The sequence below is a fragment of the Pseudomonas sp. GW822-FHT02G04 genome (genome assembly GCF_058802085.1).
The window spans coordinates 53,677-73,515 of record NZ_JBXANU010000021.1 but is presented as its reverse complement, the minus strand read 5'-3'; the positions used below and the strand labels follow the sequence as shown (position 1 = coordinate 73,515).

The 19,839-nt window shown below is 57.7% G+C and carries 13 protein-coding genes and 3 tRNA genes; 13 read left to right on the top strand and 3 right to left on the bottom strand.

What is annotated here, in order from left to right; genetic code table 11:
- Positions 1-130: 130 nt before the first annotated feature.
- The 11 genes from AC1RO5_RS22805 to AC1RO5_RS22755 all read left to right on the top strand — a co-directional run bounded on the left by AC1RO5_RS22805 (position 131) and on the right by AC1RO5_RS22755 (position 13,314).
- Positions 131-215: transfer RNA gene (locus tag AC1RO5_RS22805), tRNA-Leu, on the top strand.
- A 78-nt stretch (positions 216-293) separates the two neighbouring features.
- A tRNA-His gene (locus AC1RO5_RS22800) sits at positions 294-369 on the top strand.
- A 1,423-nt stretch (positions 370-1,792) separates the two neighbouring features.
- Positions 1,793-3,496, top strand: coding sequence for a group II intron reverse transcriptase/maturase (gene ltrA / locus AC1RO5_RS22795; RefSeq protein ID WP_493177794.1), 1,704 nt, complete (start codon positions 1,793-1,795; stop codon positions 3,494-3,496).
- 129 nt (positions 3,497-3,625) lie between these two features.
- A complete protein-coding gene (gene tig / locus AC1RO5_RS22790; RefSeq protein WP_493177793.1) occupies positions 3,626-4,936 on the top strand; it encodes a trigger factor in 1,311 nt (436 codons plus the stop codon).
- Between the two features lie 93 nt (positions 4,937-5,029).
- The gene (clpP, locus tag AC1RO5_RS22785; protein WP_007940402.1) at positions 5,030-5,665 is read left to right on the top strand and encodes an ATP-dependent Clp endopeptidase proteolytic subunit ClpP; all 636 of its coding nucleotides are present in this window, start codon (positions 5,030-5,032) and stop codon (positions 5,663-5,665) included.
- 111 nt (positions 5,666-5,776) lie between these two features.
- Entirely contained in the window at positions 5,777-7,060 is a 1,284-nt protein-coding gene (gene clpX, locus AC1RO5_RS22780) for an ATP-dependent Clp protease ATP-binding subunit ClpX (protein WP_007940401.1), read from the top strand.
- 240 nt (positions 7,061-7,300) lie between these two features.
- Complete coding sequence (gene lon, locus AC1RO5_RS22775) at positions 7,301-9,697, top strand: endopeptidase La (RefSeq protein WP_493177790.1); 2,397 nt, start codon at positions 7,301-7,303, stop codon at positions 9,695-9,697.
- A 151-nt stretch (positions 9,698-9,848) separates the two neighbouring features.
- The gene (locus AC1RO5_RS22770) at positions 9,849-10,121 is read left to right on the top strand and encodes an HU family DNA-binding protein (RefSeq protein WP_002552737.1); all 273 of its coding nucleotides are present in this window, start codon (positions 9,849-9,851) and stop codon (positions 10,119-10,121) included.
- Between the two features lie 53 nt (positions 10,122-10,174).
- Positions 10,175-10,251: transfer RNA gene (locus AC1RO5_RS22765), tRNA-Asp, on the top strand.
- Between the two features lie 102 nt (positions 10,252-10,353).
- On the top strand, positions 10,354-12,225 hold the full coding sequence (locus AC1RO5_RS22760) for a SurA N-terminal domain-containing protein (RefSeq protein ID WP_493177788.1): 1,872 nt from the start codon (positions 10,354-10,356) through the stop codon (positions 12,223-12,225).
- Between the two features lie 234 nt (positions 12,226-12,459).
- A complete protein-coding gene (locus AC1RO5_RS22755) occupies positions 12,460-13,314 on the top strand; it encodes a DUF2242 domain-containing protein (RefSeq protein ID WP_493177787.1) in 855 nt (284 codons plus the stop codon).
- A 357-nt stretch (positions 13,315-13,671) separates the two neighbouring features.
- Here the strand turns inward: AC1RO5_RS22755 and AC1RO5_RS22750 are convergent, their stop codons facing one another.
- Together AC1RO5_RS22750 and AC1RO5_RS22745 are read right to left on the bottom strand one after the other, a co-directional pair.
- The gene (locus AC1RO5_RS22750) at positions 13,672-14,712 is read right to left on the bottom strand and encodes an AraC family transcriptional regulator (protein ID WP_493177786.1); all 1,041 of its coding nucleotides are present in this window, start codon (positions 14,710-14,712) and stop codon (positions 13,672-13,674) included.
- Positions 14,713-14,715: 3 nt separating this feature from the next.
- The gene (locus tag AC1RO5_RS22745) at positions 14,716-15,846 is read right to left on the bottom strand and encodes a carbon-nitrogen hydrolase family protein (protein ID WP_493177785.1); all 1,131 of its coding nucleotides are present in this window, start codon (positions 15,844-15,846) and stop codon (positions 14,716-14,718) included.
- A gap of 208 nt (positions 15,847-16,054) precedes the next feature.
- On the opposite strand from AC1RO5_RS22745, the gene AC1RO5_RS22740 reads away from it, so the two are divergent.
- Complete coding sequence (locus AC1RO5_RS22740) at positions 16,055-18,094, top strand: oxidoreductase (RefSeq protein WP_493177783.1); 2,040 nt, start codon at positions 16,055-16,057, stop codon at positions 18,092-18,094.
- Between the two features lie 190 nt (positions 18,095-18,284).
- Positions 18,285-19,217 (top strand): 1-aminocyclopropane-1-carboxylate deaminase/D-cysteine desulfhydrase, encoded by a 933-nt coding sequence (locus tag AC1RO5_RS22735; RefSeq protein ID WP_493177782.1) that lies wholly within the window; start codon positions 18,285-18,287, stop codon positions 19,215-19,217.
- Here AC1RO5_RS22735 and AC1RO5_RS22730 read toward each other — a convergent pair.
- Positions 19,214-19,762 (bottom strand): cytochrome b, encoded by a 549-nt coding sequence (locus AC1RO5_RS22730; RefSeq protein ID WP_493177780.1) that lies wholly within the window; start codon positions 19,760-19,762, stop codon positions 19,214-19,216. The two genes, AC1RO5_RS22735 and AC1RO5_RS22730, sit on opposite strands and share 4 nt — an antisense overlap.
- Positions 19,763-19,839 lie beyond the last annotated feature (77 nt).

Genomic DNA, 19,839 nt, shown 5'->3' with positions numbered 1-19,839 from the left:
GGGCGTAGCTCAGTTGGTAGAGCACGGGATTGTGACTCCCGTTGTCGTGGGTTCGATCCCCATCGTCCACCCCATATTTCGAAAGGCGCCAGATTAACAGTCTGGCGCCTTTGCTTTAACAGCTTCAACCGCGGATGTGGTGGAATTGGTAGACACACTGGATTTAGGTTCCAGCGCCGCGAGGCGTAAGAGTTCGAGTCTCTTCATCCGCACCAAATAAAGCTTCACTCATGCCGCTTGGCGTGAGTGGGGTTCAACAAAGAAGTTGTTTGGCTTCTTTGTCACGCAATATGGTGGGCGTAGCTCAGTTGGTAGAGCACGGGATTGTGACTCCCGTTGTCGTGGGTTCGATCCCCATCGTCCACCCCATATTCCGAAAGGCGCCAGATTTAACAGTCTGGCGCCTTTTTTGTTTCAGTGGTTTGAGTGTCGGCGGCTGCAGGTTGTGGGCCGCAGGGGCAGGTCGCTTCGTCGTATTTATGTTTCTCGATGATGCCTGATTTGCCCGCCGATCCCCTCGCGGGGTTGGCTGTCAGGGACGGATTGCCGATTCCTTCTATATATAGGAAGGTGGGTGCAGAGCCCTGGCTTGATTGGTTGTATTTGCTAACAGGGCGAGGCACAACCGTTTGTCCCCGCCTATAAATTGCCTGCTGTTTTTTTACCCGTTTTCAGTAGGGTGACTTCTTGAGTTTGACCCACTAGAATGCATGCCCTTGGTGCGACACGCGTGGCGTGTCTCCTAAACTTCGAGGTGTAGAGTCATCTTGAAGGGTTTTCGAAAGAGAGCCGAGAGCTTGGGTACCCAATCCCAAGAAACAAAACCCTCCCAGAAGTCCAATGCCTTCAAGGACTTGCCGCAGCGGCGGTGGCAAACTCAAGGTCGATTAGCGCTCGGTGGCTCGACCGCAGTACTGGATTTCCGGTATTGGAGTGCCTACTACACATCAGCCCTATTCAGGGCTAAACCCATGCGGGAGAGAATCCCCGCTGGGGTTCCCTCCTGCTTTTGAAACAGGAGGTAACAATTCTTTGAGCATGCTGCCTCGGCAGTCCCTGTTCACATCAAACCGGAGACATGAGCGAAAGCTCTGTCTGTCATTGTCCAACCATTGCCTGTATGGAGTGGCAGCGGACTCGTTGTGCGACCAACGATAGCCTAGGAAGACATGCGTCACTGGTAACGGTGGGGTGTGAAGCTCTTCCAACAATGTAGCCCCCGTATGGGTGCGTCTTCGCCGTGAGGCGGAGCGCAGATGCTCGGAGCAGTACCGGGTTGAGGCGCTAGGCTGGCTGGTATGGGTAACACAAGTGAACTGCTAATAAACGTCGTCAGCATTACGGTGCCTAATCTGCTGATAGGCATTAACCAAAAAAGGTGATGCGACCGGTTGTTCTGGTCAAGGGTCGGAACACGTCGTCACATAAGGTCGCCGGCGAATAGGCAGACTCTAACCCAGTCGTGTGACAGGCAGGGAACGTGGTAAGCCCGTATAGCTGCCTTCGGGCAGGTGAACCGCAAGGTGATCCGTTGGCTATGCGGGTATGGGATCGCAGAGAAAGCGAAAGCCGGGCTGTAATGGCCCGGATAGGGGCTGGAACAATGCTCCACGGGAAACCGGGCAGACTTCTGCGTGGTCTTTCGTCGCATGAACTCTGAGTGAACCTGTCTCAATAAACCTAGAGATCCGGCTGTAACGGATCTTCTATTAATCCAACCCTGACGGGAGCGTCCATTCCCGTCAGGGGATGTGTGCGTCTTTCGCTTGGGGCTACTTGAGAGGAAGGCAGCATGTTAGAACATAGCCAATTGGCCGTGTCTGCGCCTTCCGGCGCTCCGCAACAATGGCATGACATCGATTGGTGGCGTGTTCAGCGGAATGTCCGGGCGATGCAGATACGGATTGCGAAGGCTTGTCGGGAAGGCAACTGGCGCAGGGTGAAAGCCTTGCAGCGGATGCTGACCCGCTCACGTTCAGCCAGATACTTGGCCGTACGGCGAGTCACTGAAAACCAGGGTAAGCGCACGGCGGGAGTCGATCGCGTGCTCTGGGATACACCCGATGCCAAATGGAAGGCGGCAAATGGGTTGAAGCGCCACGGTTATAAGCCACGGCCTTTACGGCGTGTGTTTATTCCGAAGTCAAATGGAAAGGAGCGCCCTCTGGGTATTCCGACCATGACGGACAGGGCAATGCAGGCGTTGTATTTGCTTGCTCTGGCACCCATTGCAGAAACCGCCGGCGATCCAAACAGCTACGGCTTTAGGATCGAGCGATCTACGGCGGATGCAATGGGGCAGTTGTTCGTATGCCTATCCAAGAAGGTTTCGGCCCAATGGGTTTTGGAGGCGGACATCAAAGGCTGCTTTGACCATATCAATCATGACTGGCTTATCACCAACGTCCCAACGGATAAGGTGGTTCTCCGAAAATGGTTGAAAGCTGGCGTGATTCATAAAGGCCAGCTACAGGCAACGGATGCCGGTACGCCACAGGGCGGGATTATCTCGCCCAGCTTGGCGAATCTGGTACTGGATGGGCTGGAGTCACAACTTAAGCAACACCTGGGTGTGACAAAGGCCAAGAAGCTGAAAATCAATGTGGTGCGTTATGCGGATGACTTTGTGATAACTGGAACCTCGCGAGAGGTGCTGGAAACTGAAGTCAGACCTTGGGTGGAGCAGTTCCTCGCGGTACGAGGGCTGCAGTTGTCACTCGAGAAGACGCGTGTCGTCCATATAAAGGAAGGCTTTGACTTTCTAGGTTGGAATTTCCGCAAGTACGATGGGAAACTTCTGATCAAACCAAGCAAGAAAAACGTGAAAGCGTTCTATAGCAAGGTAAGGGAGGTCATCAGTACCAGCAAGGCGGTAAGGCAGGAGGATCTGATCCGACAGCTGAATCCGATACTGCGTGGTTGGGCGTTTTATCACCAGTCCGTAGTAGCCAAGAAAGCGTATAGCCGCATGGATCACATGATCTTTCTGGCTTTATGGCGTTGGGCGAAGCGGCGACACCCTAAGAAAACGCTCGAGTGGATTGGAGCGAAATACTTTAGACCCATGAAGGGGCGGAAAGGGGTGTTTGCCACCGCGACGATGAATGACAAGGGAGAGATGCGAACGATCGAGCTGTACTCGCTAGCGAGCACTCCGATTGAGCGACACAAGAAGGTAAGTGGGGAGTACAACCCCTTCGATCCTTCTATGGAGGAAATGGGTGAGAAAAGGCGTATGGAACAGATGCTCAAAAGGCTGGCGTACCGTAAGCAAATCTTGAACCTTTTCCAGAGTCAGAAAGGATTGTGTCCGATGTGTAAGTTGCCGATTACGAAGGAGACGGGGTGGCATGATCACCACATTCTGTACCGCACAAAAGGCGGTGGAGACTCCCTAAATAACCGGGTACTATTGCACCCCCTTTGTCACCAGCGGCTACACGCTCGCGGATTGACAGTGAACAAACCGGCTCCCCTTACCGGGGGTTTTGATTAGGCCCGAGCCGTATGCGGGGAAACTCGCACGTACGGTTCTTAGGGGGAGGTGGGCCAGTAATGGCCCATCTCTACCCGACATTCTGGGGTCGGAAACGGCCGGCTAACGTCTGTGCAACGAGGAATATCCATGCAAGTTTCTGTTGAAAATACTTCTGCTCTTGAGCGCCGCATGAGCATCACCGTGCCGGCTGAGCGCATCGAGACTCAGGTCAACAAGCGTCTGCAGCAGACTGCCCAAAAGGCCAAGATCGCTGGCTTCCGTCCAGGCAAAGTGCCAATGAGCGTGATCCGTCAGCGTTTCGGGGCTGATGCGCGTCAAGAAGCCGTGGGCGACGTGATCCAGTCTTCCTTCTACGAAGCTGTCGTCGAGCAGAAGCTGAACCCGGCTGGTTCGCCTTCGATCGAACCTAAAACCCTGGAAGCGGGCAAGGACCTGGAATACGTAGCTGTATTCGAAGTGTTCCCTGAGTTCACCGTTGCCGGTTTCGAAGGCATCACCGTCGAGCGCCTGAGCGCCGAAGTGGCTGACGCCGATCTGGACAAGATGCTGGAAGTCCTGCGCAAGCAGAACACCCGTTTTGAAGTGGCCGATCGCGCTGCCCAGAACGAAGATCAGCTGAGCATCGATTTCGTCGGCAAGGTCGACGGTGAAGTGTTCGCAGGCGGTTCTGCCAAGGGTACTCAGCTGGTGCTGGGTTCCGGCCGCATGATCCCTGGTTTCGAAGACGGTCTGGTTGGCGCTAAAGCCGGCGAAGAGCGCGTTCTGAACCTGACCTTCCCAGAGGACTACCAGAACCTCGACCTGGCAGGCAAAACTGCTGAGTTCACCGTGACCGTGAACACCGTTTCCGAGCCTAAACTGCCAGAGCTGACCGAAGAGTTCTTCGCTCAATTCGGCATCAAGGAAACCGGTCTGGAAGGCTTCCGCACCGAAGTTCGCAAGAACATGGAGCGCGAACTGCGTCAGGCGATCAAATCCAAGGTCAAGAATCAGGTGATGGACGGTCTGCTGGCCACCAACCCGATCGAAGTGCCCAAGGCTCTGCTGTCCAACGAAGTCGACCGTCTGCGCGTGCAGGCTGTTCAGCAGTTCGGTGGCAACATCAAGCCTGACCAGCTGCCGGCCGAGCTGTTCGAAGAGCAAGCCAAGCGCCGCGTAGTGCTGGGTCTGATCGTGGCTGAAGTGGTCAAGCAATTCGACCTCAAGCCTGACGAAGCCCGCGTTCGCGAGATGATTCAGGAAATGGCTTCGGCCTACCAAGAGCCTGAGCAGGTTGTGTCCTGGTACTACAAGAACGACCAGCAACTGAACGAAGTCCGTTCGGTTGTGCTGGAAGAGCAAGTTGTGGATACTGTTCTGCAGAAAGCTAGCGTGACCGACAAATCGGTCTCTTACGAAGAAGCAGTCAAGCCGGTAGAAGCTCCACAAGCCGACTGATCGTTTTTGCGGTAAGAAGCACACACCATAAGCCAGCCTTCGTGCTGGCTTATGCGTATTCAAGACATAACTATTTGGGAGTGACTGCAGAGCATGTTCCGTAATTCGTATATTCAGCAGAACTCAGATATCCAGGCCGCAGGCGGCCTGGTCCCGATGGTTGTCGAGCAGTCTGCTCGTGGCGAGCGCGCCTATGATATTTACTCGCGTCTTCTCAAGGAGCGAGTGATCTTTCTGGTTGGTCCGGTAGAGGACTACATGGCTAACCTGATTTGTGCGCAACTGCTGTTCCTTGAAGCGGAAAACCCGGACAAGGACATCCATCTCTATATCAACTCCCCGGGCGGTTCGGTAACGGCGGGCATGTCGATCTACGACACCATGCAGTTCATCAAGCCAAACGTGTCGACCACCTGTATCGGTCAGGCATGCAGCATGGGCGCATTTCTGCTGACCGCCGGTGCCCCCGGCAAGCGTTACTGCCTGCCGAACTCGCGTGTGATGATTCACCAGCCACTGGGCGGTTTCCAGGGGCAGGCGTCGGATATCGAAATCCATGCCAAGGAGATCCTGTTTATCCGCGAGCGTCTCAACACGCTGATGGCCGCGCATAGCGGTCGCACTCTTGAAGAAATCGAGCGCGATACCAATCGCGATAATTTCATGAGTGCAGAAGCTGCGCGTGAGTACGGCTTGATCGACGAAGTGATCAGCCAGCGCCCTGTTTAAAATAAGCAGCCCAAAACAGGCTTGGTCGGCAGGTCCGACACCAGCGGGCTTGAAAAAGCCCGCAATAGCCTTCATCTTGTGTTGCAAGCCTATCGGATTTGGATCGAACGAATGACTGACACCCGCAACGGCGAGGACAACGGCAAGCTGCTCTATTGCTCCTTCTGTGGCAAAAGCCAGCATGAAGTGCGCAAATTGATTGCCGGCCCCTCGGTCTTTATCTGCGACGAGTGCGTCGACCTGTGCAATGACATCATCCGCGAGGAGGTGCAGGAAGCCCAGGCCGAAAGCAGCGCGCATAAATTGCCTTCGCCTAAAGAAATCAGCGGCATCCTCGATCAGTACGTGATTGGTCAGGAGCGCGCGAAAAAGGTTCTGGCCGTAGCGGTGTACAACCACTACAAACGTCTGAACCAGCGTGACAAAAAGAATGACGACGTCGAACTCGGCAAGAGCAACATCCTGCTGATCGGCCCGACAGGCTCGGGTAAAACCCTGCTGGCCGAAACCCTGGCCCGCTTGCTGAACGTTCCGTTCACTATCGCCGACGCAACCACCCTCACCGAGGCAGGTTACGTGGGGGAAGATGTCGAGAACATCATTCAGAAACTGCTGCAGAAGTGCGATTACGACGTAGAAAAAGCCCAGATGGGCATTGTCTACATCGATGAGATCGACAAGATCTCGCGCAAGTCTGACAACCCGTCGATCACCCGGGACGTTTCCGGTGAAGGCGTGCAGCAGGCCCTGCTCAAGTTGATCGAAGGCACGGTCGCTTCCGTTCCGCCTCAAGGTGGTCGCAAGCATCCTCAGCAGGAATTCCTTCAGGTCGACACCCGTAACATCTTGTTCATCTGCGGCGGTGCGTTCTCCGGTCTGGAAAAGGTTATTCAAAACCGTTCCACCAAGGGTGGCATCGGTTTCAGCGCAGAAGTGCGCAGCAAGGAAGAAGGCAAGAAAGTCGGTGAATCCCTGCGTGAAGTCGAGCCTGACGATTTGGTCAAGTTCGGTCTGATCCCGGAATTCGTCGGTCGTCTGCCGGTACTTGCCACGCTGGACGAGCTTGATGAGGCTGCGCTGATGCAGATTCTCACCGAGCCGAAAAATGCTCTGACCAAGCAGTATGCCAAGCTGTTCGAGATGGAAGGCGTGGACCTGGAATTCCGGGCCGACGCGCTGAAATCGGTCGCCAAACGTGCCCTGGAACGCAAAACCGGTGCCCGTGGCCTGCGCTCGATTCTCGAAGGTGTATTGCTCGACACTATGTATGAAATCCCCTCGCAGTCCGAGGTGAGTAAAGTAGTGATCGACGAAAGCGTTATAGAAGGCAAGTCCAAGCCACTGTATCTCTATGAGAACAGTGAGCCGGCTGCCAAGGCAGCGCCAGACGCTTAAGCGTCACACTGCTGGAATAAAGAAGGGGCCTTCGGGCCCCTTTGCTATTGTGGGGGCTGGCTCGCCTGGACAGTCGACCTGATTATTTGGATGCTTGCGGACCCATGCGGGCGGTGCCATAAGCGGCGATCTTCAAAGTGGTTCTTTTATCCGCTTGTTTTTTTTGAAAACAGCCCCCATCTTGGTTTCAAGCTTACTTCCATCTGTTTACGGCCTTATGGCCGCCGTAGAGGCGAAATCATGAAGACGACCATCGAATTGCCTCTCCTGCCATTGCGTGATGTCGTGGTTTATCCGCACATGGTTATCCCGCTGTTCGTGGGGCGCGAGAAATCCATCGAAGCTCTCGAGGCAGCGATGACGGGCGACAAGCAGATCCTTCTGCTGGCTCAGCGGAATCCTGCTGACGACGATCCCGGTGAAGAAGCACTTTATCGCGTAGGCACCATTGCTACCGTTCTGCAGCTGCTCAAGCTGCCTGACGGCACCGTCAAGGTTCTTGTCGAAGGCGAGCAGCGGGGCGCCGTGGAGCGCTTCAGCGAAGTCGACGGCCACTGCCGTGCCGAAGTCTCGCTGATCGACGAAACCGAAGCGCCTGAGCGCGAATCGGAAGTGTTTGTCCGCAGCCTGCTGGCTCAGTTCGAACAATATGTGCAGCTGGGCAAGAAAGTCCCCGCTGAAGTCCTGTCGTCGCTTAACAGCATCGACGAGCCAGGCCGCCTGGTCGACACCATGGCCGCGCACATGGCCCTGAAGATCGAGCAGAAGCAGGAAATCCTCGAAATCATCGATTTGTCGGCCCGGGTCGAGCACGTTCTGGCGTTGCTGGATGCCGAGATCGATCTGCTGCAAGTCGAAAAACGTATTCGTGGCCGCGTTAAAAAGCAAATGGAGCGCAGCCAGCGCGAGTACTACCTGAATGAGCAGATGAAGGCCATTCAGAAAGAGCTGGGCGACAGCGACGAAGGCCACAACGAAATCGAAGAGCTGAAAAAGCGCATCGATGCCGCCGGTCTGCCGAAAGATGCGTTGGCCAAGGCTCAGGCCGAACTGAACAAGCTGAAGCAAATGTCGCCAATGTCCGCGGAAGCGACCGTGGTGCGTTCGTACATCGACTGGCTGGTTCAAGTGCCGTGGAAAGCCCAGAGCAAAGTGCGCCTGGACCTTGCCCGTGCCGAAGACATTCTCGACGCCGACCACTACGGTCTGGAAGAAGTCAAAGAGCGGATCCTCGAATACCTCGCCGTGCAGAAGCGCGTGAAGAAGATTCGTGGTCCGGTGCTGTGCCTGGTCGGTCCTCCAGGGGTGGGTAAAACCTCTCTGGCGGAGTCGATTGCGCATGCCACCAACCGCAAATTCGTCCGCATGGCCCTCGGCGGCGTGCGCGATGAGGCGGAAATTCGTGGTCATCGCCGGACATATATCGGTTCGATGCCAGGAAGATTGATTCAAAAGATGACAAAGGTGGGTGTTCGCAACCCGCTGTTCCTGCTCGATGAAATCGACAAAATGGGCAGCGATATGCGTGGCGATCCGGCGTCGGCGTTGCTGGAAGTGCTCGATCCCGAGCAAAACCACAACTTCAACGATCACTATCTGGAAGTCGACTACGACCTGTCCGATGTGATGTTCCTGTGCACCTCCAACTCGATGAATATTCCGCCGGCGCTGCTGGACCGGATGGAAGTGATTCGTCTGCCGGGTTACACCGAAGACGAGAAGATCAACATCGCCGTCAAATACCTTTCGCCCAAGCAGATTGCTGCCAACGGCCTGAAGAAAGGTGAGCTGGAATTCGACGCCGAAGCGATCCGCGACATCATCCGCTACTACACCCGCGAAGCCGGTGTACGTGGGCTGGAGCGCCAGATTGCCAAGGTTTGCCGCAAGGCGGTCAAAGAGCATGCTATGGAAAAACGCTTCTCGGTGAAGGTGACTGCCGAGATGCTGGAACATTTCCTGGGCGTGCGTAAATTCCGTTATGGCCTGGCTGAACAGCAGGATCAGATTGGTCAGGTCACCGGCCTGGCGTGGACCCAGGTGGGCGGCGAATTGCTGACCATCGAAGCCGCAGTCGTGCCGGGTAAAGGCCAATTGATCAAGACCGGTTCTCTGGGTGACGTGATGGTCGAATCGATCACCGCAGCCCTGACCGTTGTCCGCAGCCGTGCGAAGAGCCTGGGGATTCCCCTGGACTTCCACGAGAAGCGCGACACGCATATCCACATGCCTGAAGGGGCGACCCCGAAAGACGGCCCTAGCGCCGGTGTAGGCATGTGCACGGCCCTGGTGTCGGCATTGACTGGCATTCCTGTAAGAGCGGACGTCGCCATGACCGGCGAAATCACCTTGCGTGGTCAGGTGCTGGCGATCGGTGGCTTGAAGGAAAAACTGCTGGCTGCTCACCGTGGCGGAATCAAGACGGTGATCATTCCTGAAGAGAACGTACGCGATCTGAAGGAAATTCCTGACAACATCAAGCAAGATCTACAGATTAAACCAGTTAAATGGATTGACGAGGTCCTGCAAATTGCGCTGCAATACGCGCCGGAACCCTTACCGGATGTGGTTCCGGAGATCGTTGCAAAGGATGACAAACGCGAGTCTGACTCTAAGGAAAGAATTAGCACGCATTAGTACGCATTTGCCTGGGGGGCTTCCTTGACAGTTTTTTAGAGCCCTTGTTATAAAGCGGCTCTTAAGTGTCTGTAGGCCATTCAGCACTCGTTTTTTTTGCTTTCACCAAAAAACTTAGAATCAAACTCAAATAGATATAAGGGGACTTAGAGTGAACAAGTCGGAACTGATTGATGCTATCGCTGCATCCGCTGATATCCCGAAAGCTGCTGCTGGCCGTGCGCTGGACGCTGTAATCGAATCCGTCACTGGCGCTCTCAAGGCTGGTGATTCTGTTGTTCTGGTTGGTTTCGGTACTTTCTCCGTGACTGATCGTCCAGCTCGCATCGGTCGTAACCCACAGACCGGTAAGACGCTGGAAATCGCAGCAGCCAAAAAACCAGGTTTCAAAGCCGGTAAAGCACTGAAAGAAGCTGTCAACTAAGTTCGATTCAGGTTTTTGCCTATCCGGGTCGGGGTCATTCCTGACTTGGCAGCGGAGCGGTAGTTCAGTCGGTTAGAATACCGGCCTGTCACGCCGGGGGTCGCGGGTTCGAGTCCCGTCCGCTCCGCCAGTTACGAGAAGGCGCATCCTCGGATGCGCCTTTCTTCTATCCGGATTCTACCCACGCTCCACGGTTGCCTAATTTTGAAGTTCAACCGTTTCTGGGGGACGCATGCTGCAGAATATCAGGGACAATTCACAAGGCTGGATTGCCAAGACCATTATCGGGGTCATCGTTGCACTGATGGCTTTGACCGGTTTCGACGCCATTTTCAAGGCCACGACGCACAGCAATGAGGCGGCCAAGGTCAATGGCGAAGAAATCAGCCAGAACGAGCTGAGCCAGGCGGTCGATATGCAACGCCGTCAGCTCATGCAACAGCTGGGCAAGGATTTCGATGCTTCCTTGCTCGACGAAAAAATGCTGCGCGAATCGGCCCTCAAAGGATTGATCGATCGCAAACTGCTGCTGCAAGGCGCAGAAAAATCGAAATTCGCTTTCTCCGAAGCCGCTTTGGATCAAGTGATCCTGCAAACGCCTGAATTCCAGGTGAACGGCAAGTTCAGCACCGAGCGTTTCGACCAGGTGATCCGTCAACTGGGCTACAGCCGTCTGCAATTCCGCCAGATGCTGTCTCAGGAAATGCTGATCGGTCAGCTGCGCGCTGGCCTGGCCGGTAGTGGCTTTGTCACCGATGCACAGGTTCTGGCCTTCGCCCGTCTGGAAAAACAGACTCGCGATTTCGCCACTGTGAACGTCAAGGCAGATCCTGCGGCTGTGAAGCTGACCGACGATGAGGTCAAGGCCTACTACGATGAACACGCCAAGGAGTTCATGACGCCGGATCAGGTGGTCATCGATTACCTCGAATTGAAGAAGGCATCGTTCTTCGATCAAGTCAGCGTCAAGGACGAAGACTTGCAAGCGGCGTATCAGAAAGAAACCGCGAACCTGTCCGAGCAACGCCGGGCTGCGCACATTCTGATCGAAGTGAACGACAAGGTGACCGAGGCGCAAGCCAAGGCCAAGATCGAAGAAGTGCAGGCGCGCCTGGCCAAAGGCGAGAGTTTCGAGGCCCTGGCCAAGGAGTTCTCCCAGGATCCAGGTTCGGCGAACAACGGCGGTGACCTCGGTTTTGCCGGTCCAGGCGTCTACGATCCAGCGTTTGAAAAAGCCCTGTATTCGTTGGCCAAGGATCAGGTCTCGGAGCCGGTTCGCACTGATTTCGGTTTCCACCTGATCAAGCTGTTGGGTGTCGAAGCTCCTGAAGTGCCGACGTTCGCCAGCCTGAAAGACAAGCTGACCCGCGAGTTGAAAACCCGGCAAGTCGAGCAGCGTTTCGTCGAAGCGACCAAGCAATTGGAAGACTCCTCGTTCGAGTCCTCTGATCTGGCCCAGCCGGCACAAGACCTGAAGCTGACCGTTCACACGTCTGCGCCATTCGGCCGTGAAGGTGGCGAAGGCGTTGCGGCCAATCGTGCCGTGGTGACCGCTGCATTCAGTCCTGAAGTGCTGGATGAGGGTGCCAACAGCACCGCCATCGAGCTGGACCCGGAAACCGTGATCGTGTTGCGCGCCAAGGAGCACCGCAAGCCTGAGCAACTGCCGCTGGAAAGCGTGGCTGACAGCATCCGTGTGCAATTGACCAAGGAGCACGCCAGTGCCGCCGCCAAGACCAAGGCCGATCAACTGATCGCCAGCCTGCGCGACGGCAAGACTGCACTGGACAAGGCGATCGATGGTCAGAACTGGAAAGTCACCGCAGCCGCGACTCGCGCTCAGGAAGGGGTCGACCCAACCGTGCTGCAAGCGCTGTTCCGCATGCCCAAGCCAGCCTCCAAAGACAAGCCGACCTTCAGCAGCGTGACCCTGGCCGATGGTAGCCTGGTGATCGTGCGTCTGAACGGCGTGAATGAAGGCGCTGCGCCGACCGAAGAAGAGAAGGCTCAATACCGTCGCTTCCTCGCCTCGCGCATTGGCCAGCAAGACTTCGCGGCCTACCGCAAGCTGCTGGAGCGTGAGGCTGAGATCAAGCGTTTCTGATGCTTGACTGAGTTTGCGCGACACAAAGGACCCCAGCCCAAAGGCTGGGGTTTTTTGTGGGTGAAACGAAAAGGTCGCTTCCGCAGGCTGTGATCTTTTGATTTTTGCTCCGGCGGGACTTTCTCCTGATATCACGGTCAATGAGTCTGTAGCCTTTTTTAGACACAATCGATACTCCGCTAAGCATCGATCTGTTGCACAATACGCCCCGAACCGTTTTTCTCAGGATGTTCAATGTTTAAATCAATTCCCATGCGTGTTGTCGGGCTAGCCTTGGTGCTGGCCGCCGCTGCCGGTTGTTCGTCGAAGAAAGCCGCTGTCTATGAGCATGAGAACTTCGACGACTCCGGGACGTTTTCGCGCAGCTACCCGGTGACCGATGCACAAACCTGCGAAGCCGCCCGTCGGGCCTTGCTCAGCCAGGGTTACATCATCACCAGCAGCGATCCGAAACTGGTCAGTGGACACAAGAGCTTCCAGCAGACCGGCGAAACCCATATGGAGATCAGCTTCAGTGTGGTTTGCGCCGATGACGGCAGCGAGGGGCACCACGCGACCGTGTTCGCCAACGCCCTGCAGGACCGCTATGCGCTGAAAAAGACCAACAACTCCGCCAGCCTCGGCGTCGGCGTGTTGGGTTCGGTATCGATGCCGATCGGCTCGTCTGACGACTCGATGGTCAAGGTCGCCAGCGAAACCGTGTCTTCGGCCAAGTTCTATGAACGCTTCTTTACTCTGGTCGAATTGTTCCTGCCGCCGGAAGCGAAGAAGGCCGCGCACATCGTCGAGAAGCCGAAAACCGAACTTGGGGTGCCTGAAGCCAAGGCTGCACCGGCCCAGTTGGCGCCGACTCCGGCCCCGGCGGCAGAACCTGTGCCTGCTCCGGCAGCCGCGCCGGCGCCTGCACCTGCCGAAACCGCTCCAGCCGCTTCGGAGCCTGTTGTGCCACCTGCTGAAGCGGCGCCGATTACCCCGGCCGCGAGCAGCGAGCCGACTTCGTCCACGGAAACGGTCAAGCCAGCGGCAGATTCGAGCACACTGCCGCCGCCGACCGAGCCGATTTCGGCGATGCCTGTCTCCAGCCAGTAATTGGTTTGCGTTGTTGTTACGGGGGCGGGTCAGACGATACCGCCCCTGTAATGCCTTTCAAGATTGATCCACATCATGCCGAGCCGTATTCCTACGGCTTATATCGAAAAAAACCTGTGATAAATTCCTGACCACCTGCTACGTTTTATTCAGTAGCGACGTAGTGTCGTGCCAGCGTCATTTTTCTTTCATGCGGGCACTTTATGCTCGGAGCGCTGGTCATTTATTCAGACGTTTTTTTCAGCAAGCGATGGGGGTTTAATAATGGACGATTATCAAGAAGAACTGCTCGAGTATCAGGCGTTTGAACTGGATCCACTGGAACCGGCCGAAGACGCTACTGAGCTGTAATTACAATTACGCGGATTGACGATGACTGCGGCGAAACTCGCCGGGCGTCTGGCCATTCCAGCGTTTGAAGGCGCGCTGAAAGGCTTCGGCTGAGGCAAACCCCAGCAGATAGGCGATTTCGCCGAACGCCAGTTCAGTGTCGCGGATGTAGGTCATGGCCAGGTCGCGGCGCGTGTCGTTGAGAATTGCACGAAATTGCGTGCCTTCCTCGGCGAGTTTGCGGCGCAAGGTCCAGGTTGGCAGCTTCAGGCGTGCCGCCACTTCTTCCAGGTCGGGTTCCCGGCCACCATTGAGCAACGGGCCCAGCAACTGAGTGATGCGTTCACGCAGGCTGCGGGTGCGTGTCAGTTGCTCAAGTTCCCGCTCACACAGTTGCAGCAGGTGCCGCCAGGTGCTCGGGCAGTGCTCCGGGTTGCGCTGGGCGAGACTGTCCAGGCTCAGGCGCAGTTGATTCTGTTCGGCGCCAAACTGGATCGGACAGTCGCTGAGTACGGCGTAGGCATCACGGTAATCCGGCGTGTCAAATTCGATTTCGATTCGTTCGGCACGCAGCGGGGCAGGGCTCACGCTGGACAACTGCTGCAACCAGCCAGCGATGATCGAATCCACCACGAAGCGGTTGTAGGCGTTGTAGGGGCTGATCGAATAGAACCGCAGCCAGGCGCCTTGGGCGTCTTCGTGAAAGCTCGACTGGCCGCGATAGTTGGAGCCGTACAGCGCTTCGAAACGAATCAGGCAGCGCGCCGCTTCGCGCACGGTGGGTGCCTGGGCGGCGGTGATGCCGGCCAGGCCGGCCTGGCTCAGGCGACTGAGCTGGCCCATGCGCAAACCCAGCGCCGGGTCGTCGGTCAGTTGAATGGCGCCGTGGCCCAGGCGCATGTAGCGCGGGATCGACAGGCGCGCGCCGGCTTCGGCCAGTCGCGCGGCGTCGAGGCCGTACTGTTCGAGCAGCGGTTGTGGGTCCAGGCCATGGCTGCGCACGGCGTCGGCCAGGCTATGGACGAAGCCCACCGACAGATCCCCGAGACGCATCGGCTGCGGTTTCATCGCTTACAACCAGAGGTTCAGCAATTGCGCGCCGTGGGCATCGCCGTCGGCGAAATGCTGTCCGTTGCTGCTGAGGAAGCTTTGACCGGCGCTGCTCTTGTCCCAGAACTGACCACGCAGGAACACGCTCATGCCGGCGATGCTCTGACTGCCCGGTGGTTGGGCGATCAGCGTCAGCCGCTGCCAGGCCTGACCTTCGCTGAGTTCACCGGCCTTGAGGCTGACAGAGCCCGGCGCGGGCAGGCCTTTATAGCCGCGCCACGGTTGATCCCAAGACCCACGTCCGACGACGAACGCCGGGACCGCCACCAGTTGCGCGCCTTGGTCGTCGAGTTTGCGGTAGTTGTCAGGGTACCAGCTGTCGCTGCCGATCAGCACGCCGAGGCGTCCGGCCGGGGTGTCGACGACGTTGACCGGATGATCGGAATTGCCTTGGAGCGTGCCGCGTCCAGCGAATGTCGGGTGCATTTGTCGCTGGGGCTGGCCGATCGGCAGGCCGTCGCGACCGAACACCACGCTGCTGTTGTATAGCGCACCGTGGCCGATGTGCAGGGTGCCGTCGCTGACGCTCGGCTCGGGCAGCACGATGGAGCCGGCCACCAGGGTCACGTGGAATTCTTTCGCCAGGCCACCGAACAGCGCCTGATAATCCTTGGCCATGCGCTTGGCTTTCATCCGCAAGTGAGCGTCGTCGAGACGGTTGCTGCCTTCGGCGCTGATCAGGGCGCGGATGAACTGCAGCGGGTTGCTCACCGCCAGCCAGTTCATGGCTTCCTTGAGGGTGGTGGCCTGGTACAGCTCGTCTTTCTCGCCACTGACCATCAGCCAGGTGCCGACATGTTCAGGCAGTACGACGATGGTTTTTTCATTCAGCAGGCCCTGGTCCTGGGCCTTCTGCAAATAGGCCGCGAGCTTGCGGTGCAGGCGTTCCGGGCTTTGATAGTCGGTGGGGAACAGCTCGGGCTGGATGCCCAGCAGATTGCCACGATCGGCGGGCGTGCCCTGATCGACCGCAAGATTGATGCGCAGGTCCGACAGGTAATGACCCAGCGGACGGTCCGCGGCCCACATCGCGTAGGCCGTGAGAACGGCGATCATCGCCATGGAGAGGGTCAAGTACAGAAGTTTGCGCATGGAAAACAGTCAACGGCCGTGTGCAGGGTTCGCGACTAGGGTAGGGCCCATGCCTGCGCTTGCCAAGGGGCGCTGCGCATTTGGATCAATAAGTTGTCAGTTACGGTCATTGAGTGACAGCAGTGCGACTCTTAGTCTGTCGAACATGACCGACGGGGGCCGAAGAGCTCCTGCAAATTTTCCGTGATTGCTCGTTGTGGAGTTACCGATGGCCGCCGCTCATTACCCGCACTTGTTGGCCCCGCTGGACCTGGGTTTTACCACGTTGCGCAACCGTACCCTGATGGGCTCGATGCACACGGGCCTCGAAGAAAAGCCCGGCGGTTTCGAGCGCATGGCCGCGTACTTCGCCGAACGTGCCCGTGGCGGGGTAGGCCTGATGGTCACCGGCGGTATCGGCCCGAACGATGAGGGCGGGGTTTACTCCGGCGCCGCCAAGCTGACCACCGAGGAAGAAGCGCTCAAGCACCGGATCGTCACCCGCGCGGTGCACGAGGCGGGTGGCAAGATCTGCATGCAGATTCTTCATGCCGGGCGTTATGCCTACAGCCCGAAACAGGTGGCACCGAGCGCGATCCAGGCGCCGATCAACCCGTTCAAGCCTAAAGAGCTGGACGAGGAAGGCATCGAGAAGCAGATCAGCGATTTCGTTACCTGCTCGACCCTGGCGCAAAAAGCCGAGTACGACGGCGTCGAGATCATGGGTTCCGAAGGTTATTTCATTAACCAGTTCCTCGCGGCCCACACCAACCATCGCACTGACCGCTGGGGCGGCGCTTACGAAAACCGCATGCGCCTGCCGGTGGAAATTGTCCGTCGGGTACGCGAAGCGGTCGGCCCGAACTTCATCATTATCTTCCGCCTGTCGATGCTCGACCTGGTGGAGGGCGGCAGCACCTGGGAAGAAATCGTGCAATTGGCCAAGGCCATCGAGCAGGCCGGTGCGACGATCATCAACACCGGCATCGGCTGGCACGAAGCGCGGATTCCGACCATCGCCACCAAAGTGCCCCGGGCGGCGTTCAGCAAAGTCACGGCGAAACTGCGTGGTTCGGTGAGCATTCCGCTGATCACCACCAACCGCATCAACACCCCGGAAGTCGCTGAGCAGATCCTGGCCGAAGGCGATGCCGACATGGTGTCCATGGCGCGGCCGTTCCTCGCCGACCCGGACTTCGTCAACAAGGCGGCGGCCGGTCGTGGCGACGAAATCAACACCTGCATCGGTTGCAACCAGGCCTGCCTGGATCACACGTTCGGCGGCAAGTTGACCAGTTGCCTGGTGAACCCTAGGGCCTGCCATGAAACCGAACTCAATTACCTGCCGGTGCAGCAGATCAAGAAAATCGCCGTGGTTGGCGCCGGTCCTGCGGGGCTGTCCGCCGCGACTGTGGCGGCCGAACGCGGTCATCAGGTGACGCTGTTTGATTCGGCCAGTGAAATCGGCGGCCAGTTCAACATCGCCAAGCGCGTGCCGGGCAAGGAAGAGTTCTTCGAAACCCTGCGCTACTTCAACCGCAAGTTGCAGACCAGCAACGTCGAGCTGTGCCTGAACACCCGTGTGGACGTGGCGCAGTTGGTCGAGGGCGGTTACGACGAAATCATCCTGGCCACCGGCATTGCGCCACGGGTGCCGGCGATTCCGGGCGTCGAGAACGCCAAGGTGCTGAGCTACCTGGACGTAATCCTCGAGCGGAAACCGGTGGGCAAACGCGTCGCAGTGATCGGCGCTGGCGGTATCGGTTTCGACGTGTCGGAATTCCTTGTGCACCAGGGCGTGGCCACCAGTCAGGACCGCGAAGCGTTCTGGAAGGAGTGGGGCATTGATACGCATCTTGAAGCGCGTGGCGGTGTCGCGGGCATCAAGGCTGCGCCGCATGCGCCCGCCCGTGAAGTGTTCCTGCTGCAACGCAAGACATCCAAGGTCGGCGACGGCCTGGGCAAGACCACGGGCTGGATTCACCGCACCGGGCTGAAAAACAAAAAGGTGCAAATGCTCAACAGCGTCGAGTACCTGAAGATTGACGACGAAGGCCTGCACATCCGCATCGGCGAAAGCGGCGAACCGCAGGTGCTGCCAGTGGACAACATCGTGATCTGCGCCGGGCAGGATCCATTGCGCGAGTTGCACGACGGTCTGGTCGCCGCCGGGCAGAACGTGCACTTGATCGGCGGCGCGGACGTGGCGGCGGAGCTGGATGCCAAGCGTGCGATCAACCAGGGTTCGCGGTTGGCGGCTGAACTGTAATCAACACAAAATCTGTGGCGAGGGAGCTTGCTCCCGCTGGAGGCCGAAGGACTCCCTCTATCAGCGATGATGTAGTGTCTGGTTAATCAACGTCGCTGATTCTGTGGCTGCTGCGCAGCCAAGCGGGAGCAAGCTCCCTCGCCACATATCTGCTGTTAACATACCGGCTCTTTACCCAGAGCCGGCATCAATGCTTTCCCCTCCAACAGACTGGCTCCCCCAAGCCCCCCTCGAACCCCTTCACCTCGACTGGCTCACCACAGCCGGCATCGACGTCGCCATCCTGCGTCTGGACCGGATCGACCCGCTGATCAGCGGCAACAAGTGGTTCAAACTCATCGAACACCTGAAAGCTGCCGACCAGAACGGTGCCCAAGGCATCATCAGCCTGGGCGGTGCTCACTCCAACCATCTCCACGCCTTGGCCGCGGCGGGCAAGCGCTTCGGGTTCACCACCGTCGGTTTGCTGCGCGGGCATCCGCAAGACACCCCGACAGTAAAGGACTTGCAGGCGTTCGGCATGCAGTTGCACTGGTTGGGTTATGGCGGTTATCGGGCGCGGCATGAACCGGGCTTCTGGCAGCCGTGGCGGGAGCAGTATCCCGAGCTGCAACCGGTGCCGGAAGGTGGGGGCGGCTTGCGTGGGGCAAAGGGCTGCACGCAGTTGGTGGCACAGGCCCGTGAGCAACTGAGTGGCCTGGGCTGGAGCAACTATGATGGCTGGTGGCTGGCCTGCGGAACGGGCACGACCCTGGCCGGGCTGGTGCTGGCCGAGGCGGGTGAACACCCGGTGTATGGCGCGCTGGCGGTGCCCGACGATCATGGCGTGGCGCAGCAGGTCGAGATGATTGTGCAGGAAGCCGGCTTGGTCGATCCCTTGTATGAACTGCTGGACGCCAGCCGTGGCGGTTTTGCCAAAGTCGATCCGCAGCTGCTTGTATTCATCGAGCAGACCGAACAGGCCAGCGGCATTCCTTTCGAGCCGCTGTACACCGGCAAAGCGCTCATGGCACTCAAGCAACAGGTCGAAGCCGGTAAATTTCCTCAGGGCACGCGCCTGATCTTCATCCACACCGGCGGTTTGCAGGGCCGCCGGGGGTTCGAACAAGGTGGTCGCGACTAACCGCGTTTGGGCATCATCCGCAGCAAGGTGTTATCGCGCACCACATAGTGGTGGTAAAGCCCGGCCACCGCGTGCAGCCCGATCAGCCAATAACCGATGGTGGCGCCGAGCTCATGCCAGCCCTGGAACTGCTTGGCCAGCGGTTTGTTTTCTTCGATCAGCAATGGCAAGTCAACGCCATAGAACATCACCCGATGCCCCTCGGCGCTGGTAGTCAGCCAACCCAGAACCGGCACGGTGATCATGAAAATATACAGTGCCCAGTGCATCAGCTTGGCGAGCACGCTTTGCCAGTGAGGCGAGGCCGGGAAGATCTGCGGCGCTGGCCCCAGGCTGCGCGCGAACAACCGTAACCAGACCAACGCGAACACCGTCAGGCCGAGCATGAAATGCGCTTCCTTGATCAGCGTTCGGCCGCCACTGCCTTTGGGAAAGATCCCGCGAAATTCGATACAGGCGTAGACCAGTATTAACAGAACCAGCATCAACCAGTGCAGCGCGATCGATACGGTGCTGTAGCGTGATTCGGAATTCTTCCAGGGCATACGGTGTTTCCTCACAATTCTGGTCTGAAGTCACCGTTCTTGTTCGACGGCGTGCACTAACTGTAATCCTGTTTCGC

Coding starts and splice junctions, on each gene's coding strand:
- AC1RO5_RS22740 (WP_493177783.1), top strand. CDS start 16,055: ATGGCCGCCGCTCATTACCCGCACTTGTTGGCCCCGCTGGACCTGGGT.
- AC1RO5_RS22755 (WP_493177787.1), top strand. CDS start 12,460: ATGTTTAAATCAATTCCCATGCGTGTTGTCGGGCTAGCCTTGGTGCTG.
- lon (WP_493177790.1), top strand. CDS start 7,301: ATGAAGACGACCATCGAATTGCCTCTCCTGCCATTGCGTGATGTCGTG.
- clpX (WP_007940401.1), top strand. CDS start 5,777: ATGACTGACACCCGCAACGGCGAGGACAACGGCAAGCTGCTCTATTGC.
- AC1RO5_RS22730 (WP_493177780.1), bottom strand. CDS start 19,762: ATGCCCTGGAAGAATTCCGAATCACGCTACAGCACCGTATCGATCGCG.
- AC1RO5_RS22750 (WP_493177786.1), bottom strand. CDS start 14,712: ATGAAACCGCAGCCGATGCGTCTCGGGGATCTGTCGGTGGGCTTCGTC.
- clpP (WP_007940402.1), top strand. CDS start 5,030: ATGTTCCGTAATTCGTATATTCAGCAGAACTCAGATATCCAGGCCGCA.
- AC1RO5_RS22745 (WP_493177785.1), bottom strand. CDS start 15,846: ATGCGCAAACTTCTGTACTTGACCCTCTCCATGGCGATGATCGCCGTT.
- AC1RO5_RS22735 (WP_493177782.1), top strand. CDS start 18,285: ATGCTTTCCCCTCCAACAGACTGGCTCCCCCAAGCCCCCCTCGAACCC.
- AC1RO5_RS22760 (WP_493177788.1), top strand. CDS start 10,354: ATGCTGCAGAATATCAGGGACAATTCACAAGGCTGGATTGCCAAGACC.
- ltrA (WP_493177794.1), top strand. CDS start 1,793: ATGTTAGAACATAGCCAATTGGCCGTGTCTGCGCCTTCCGGCGCTCCG.
- tig (WP_493177793.1), top strand. CDS start 3,626: ATGCAAGTTTCTGTTGAAAATACTTCTGCTCTTGAGCGCCGCATGAGC.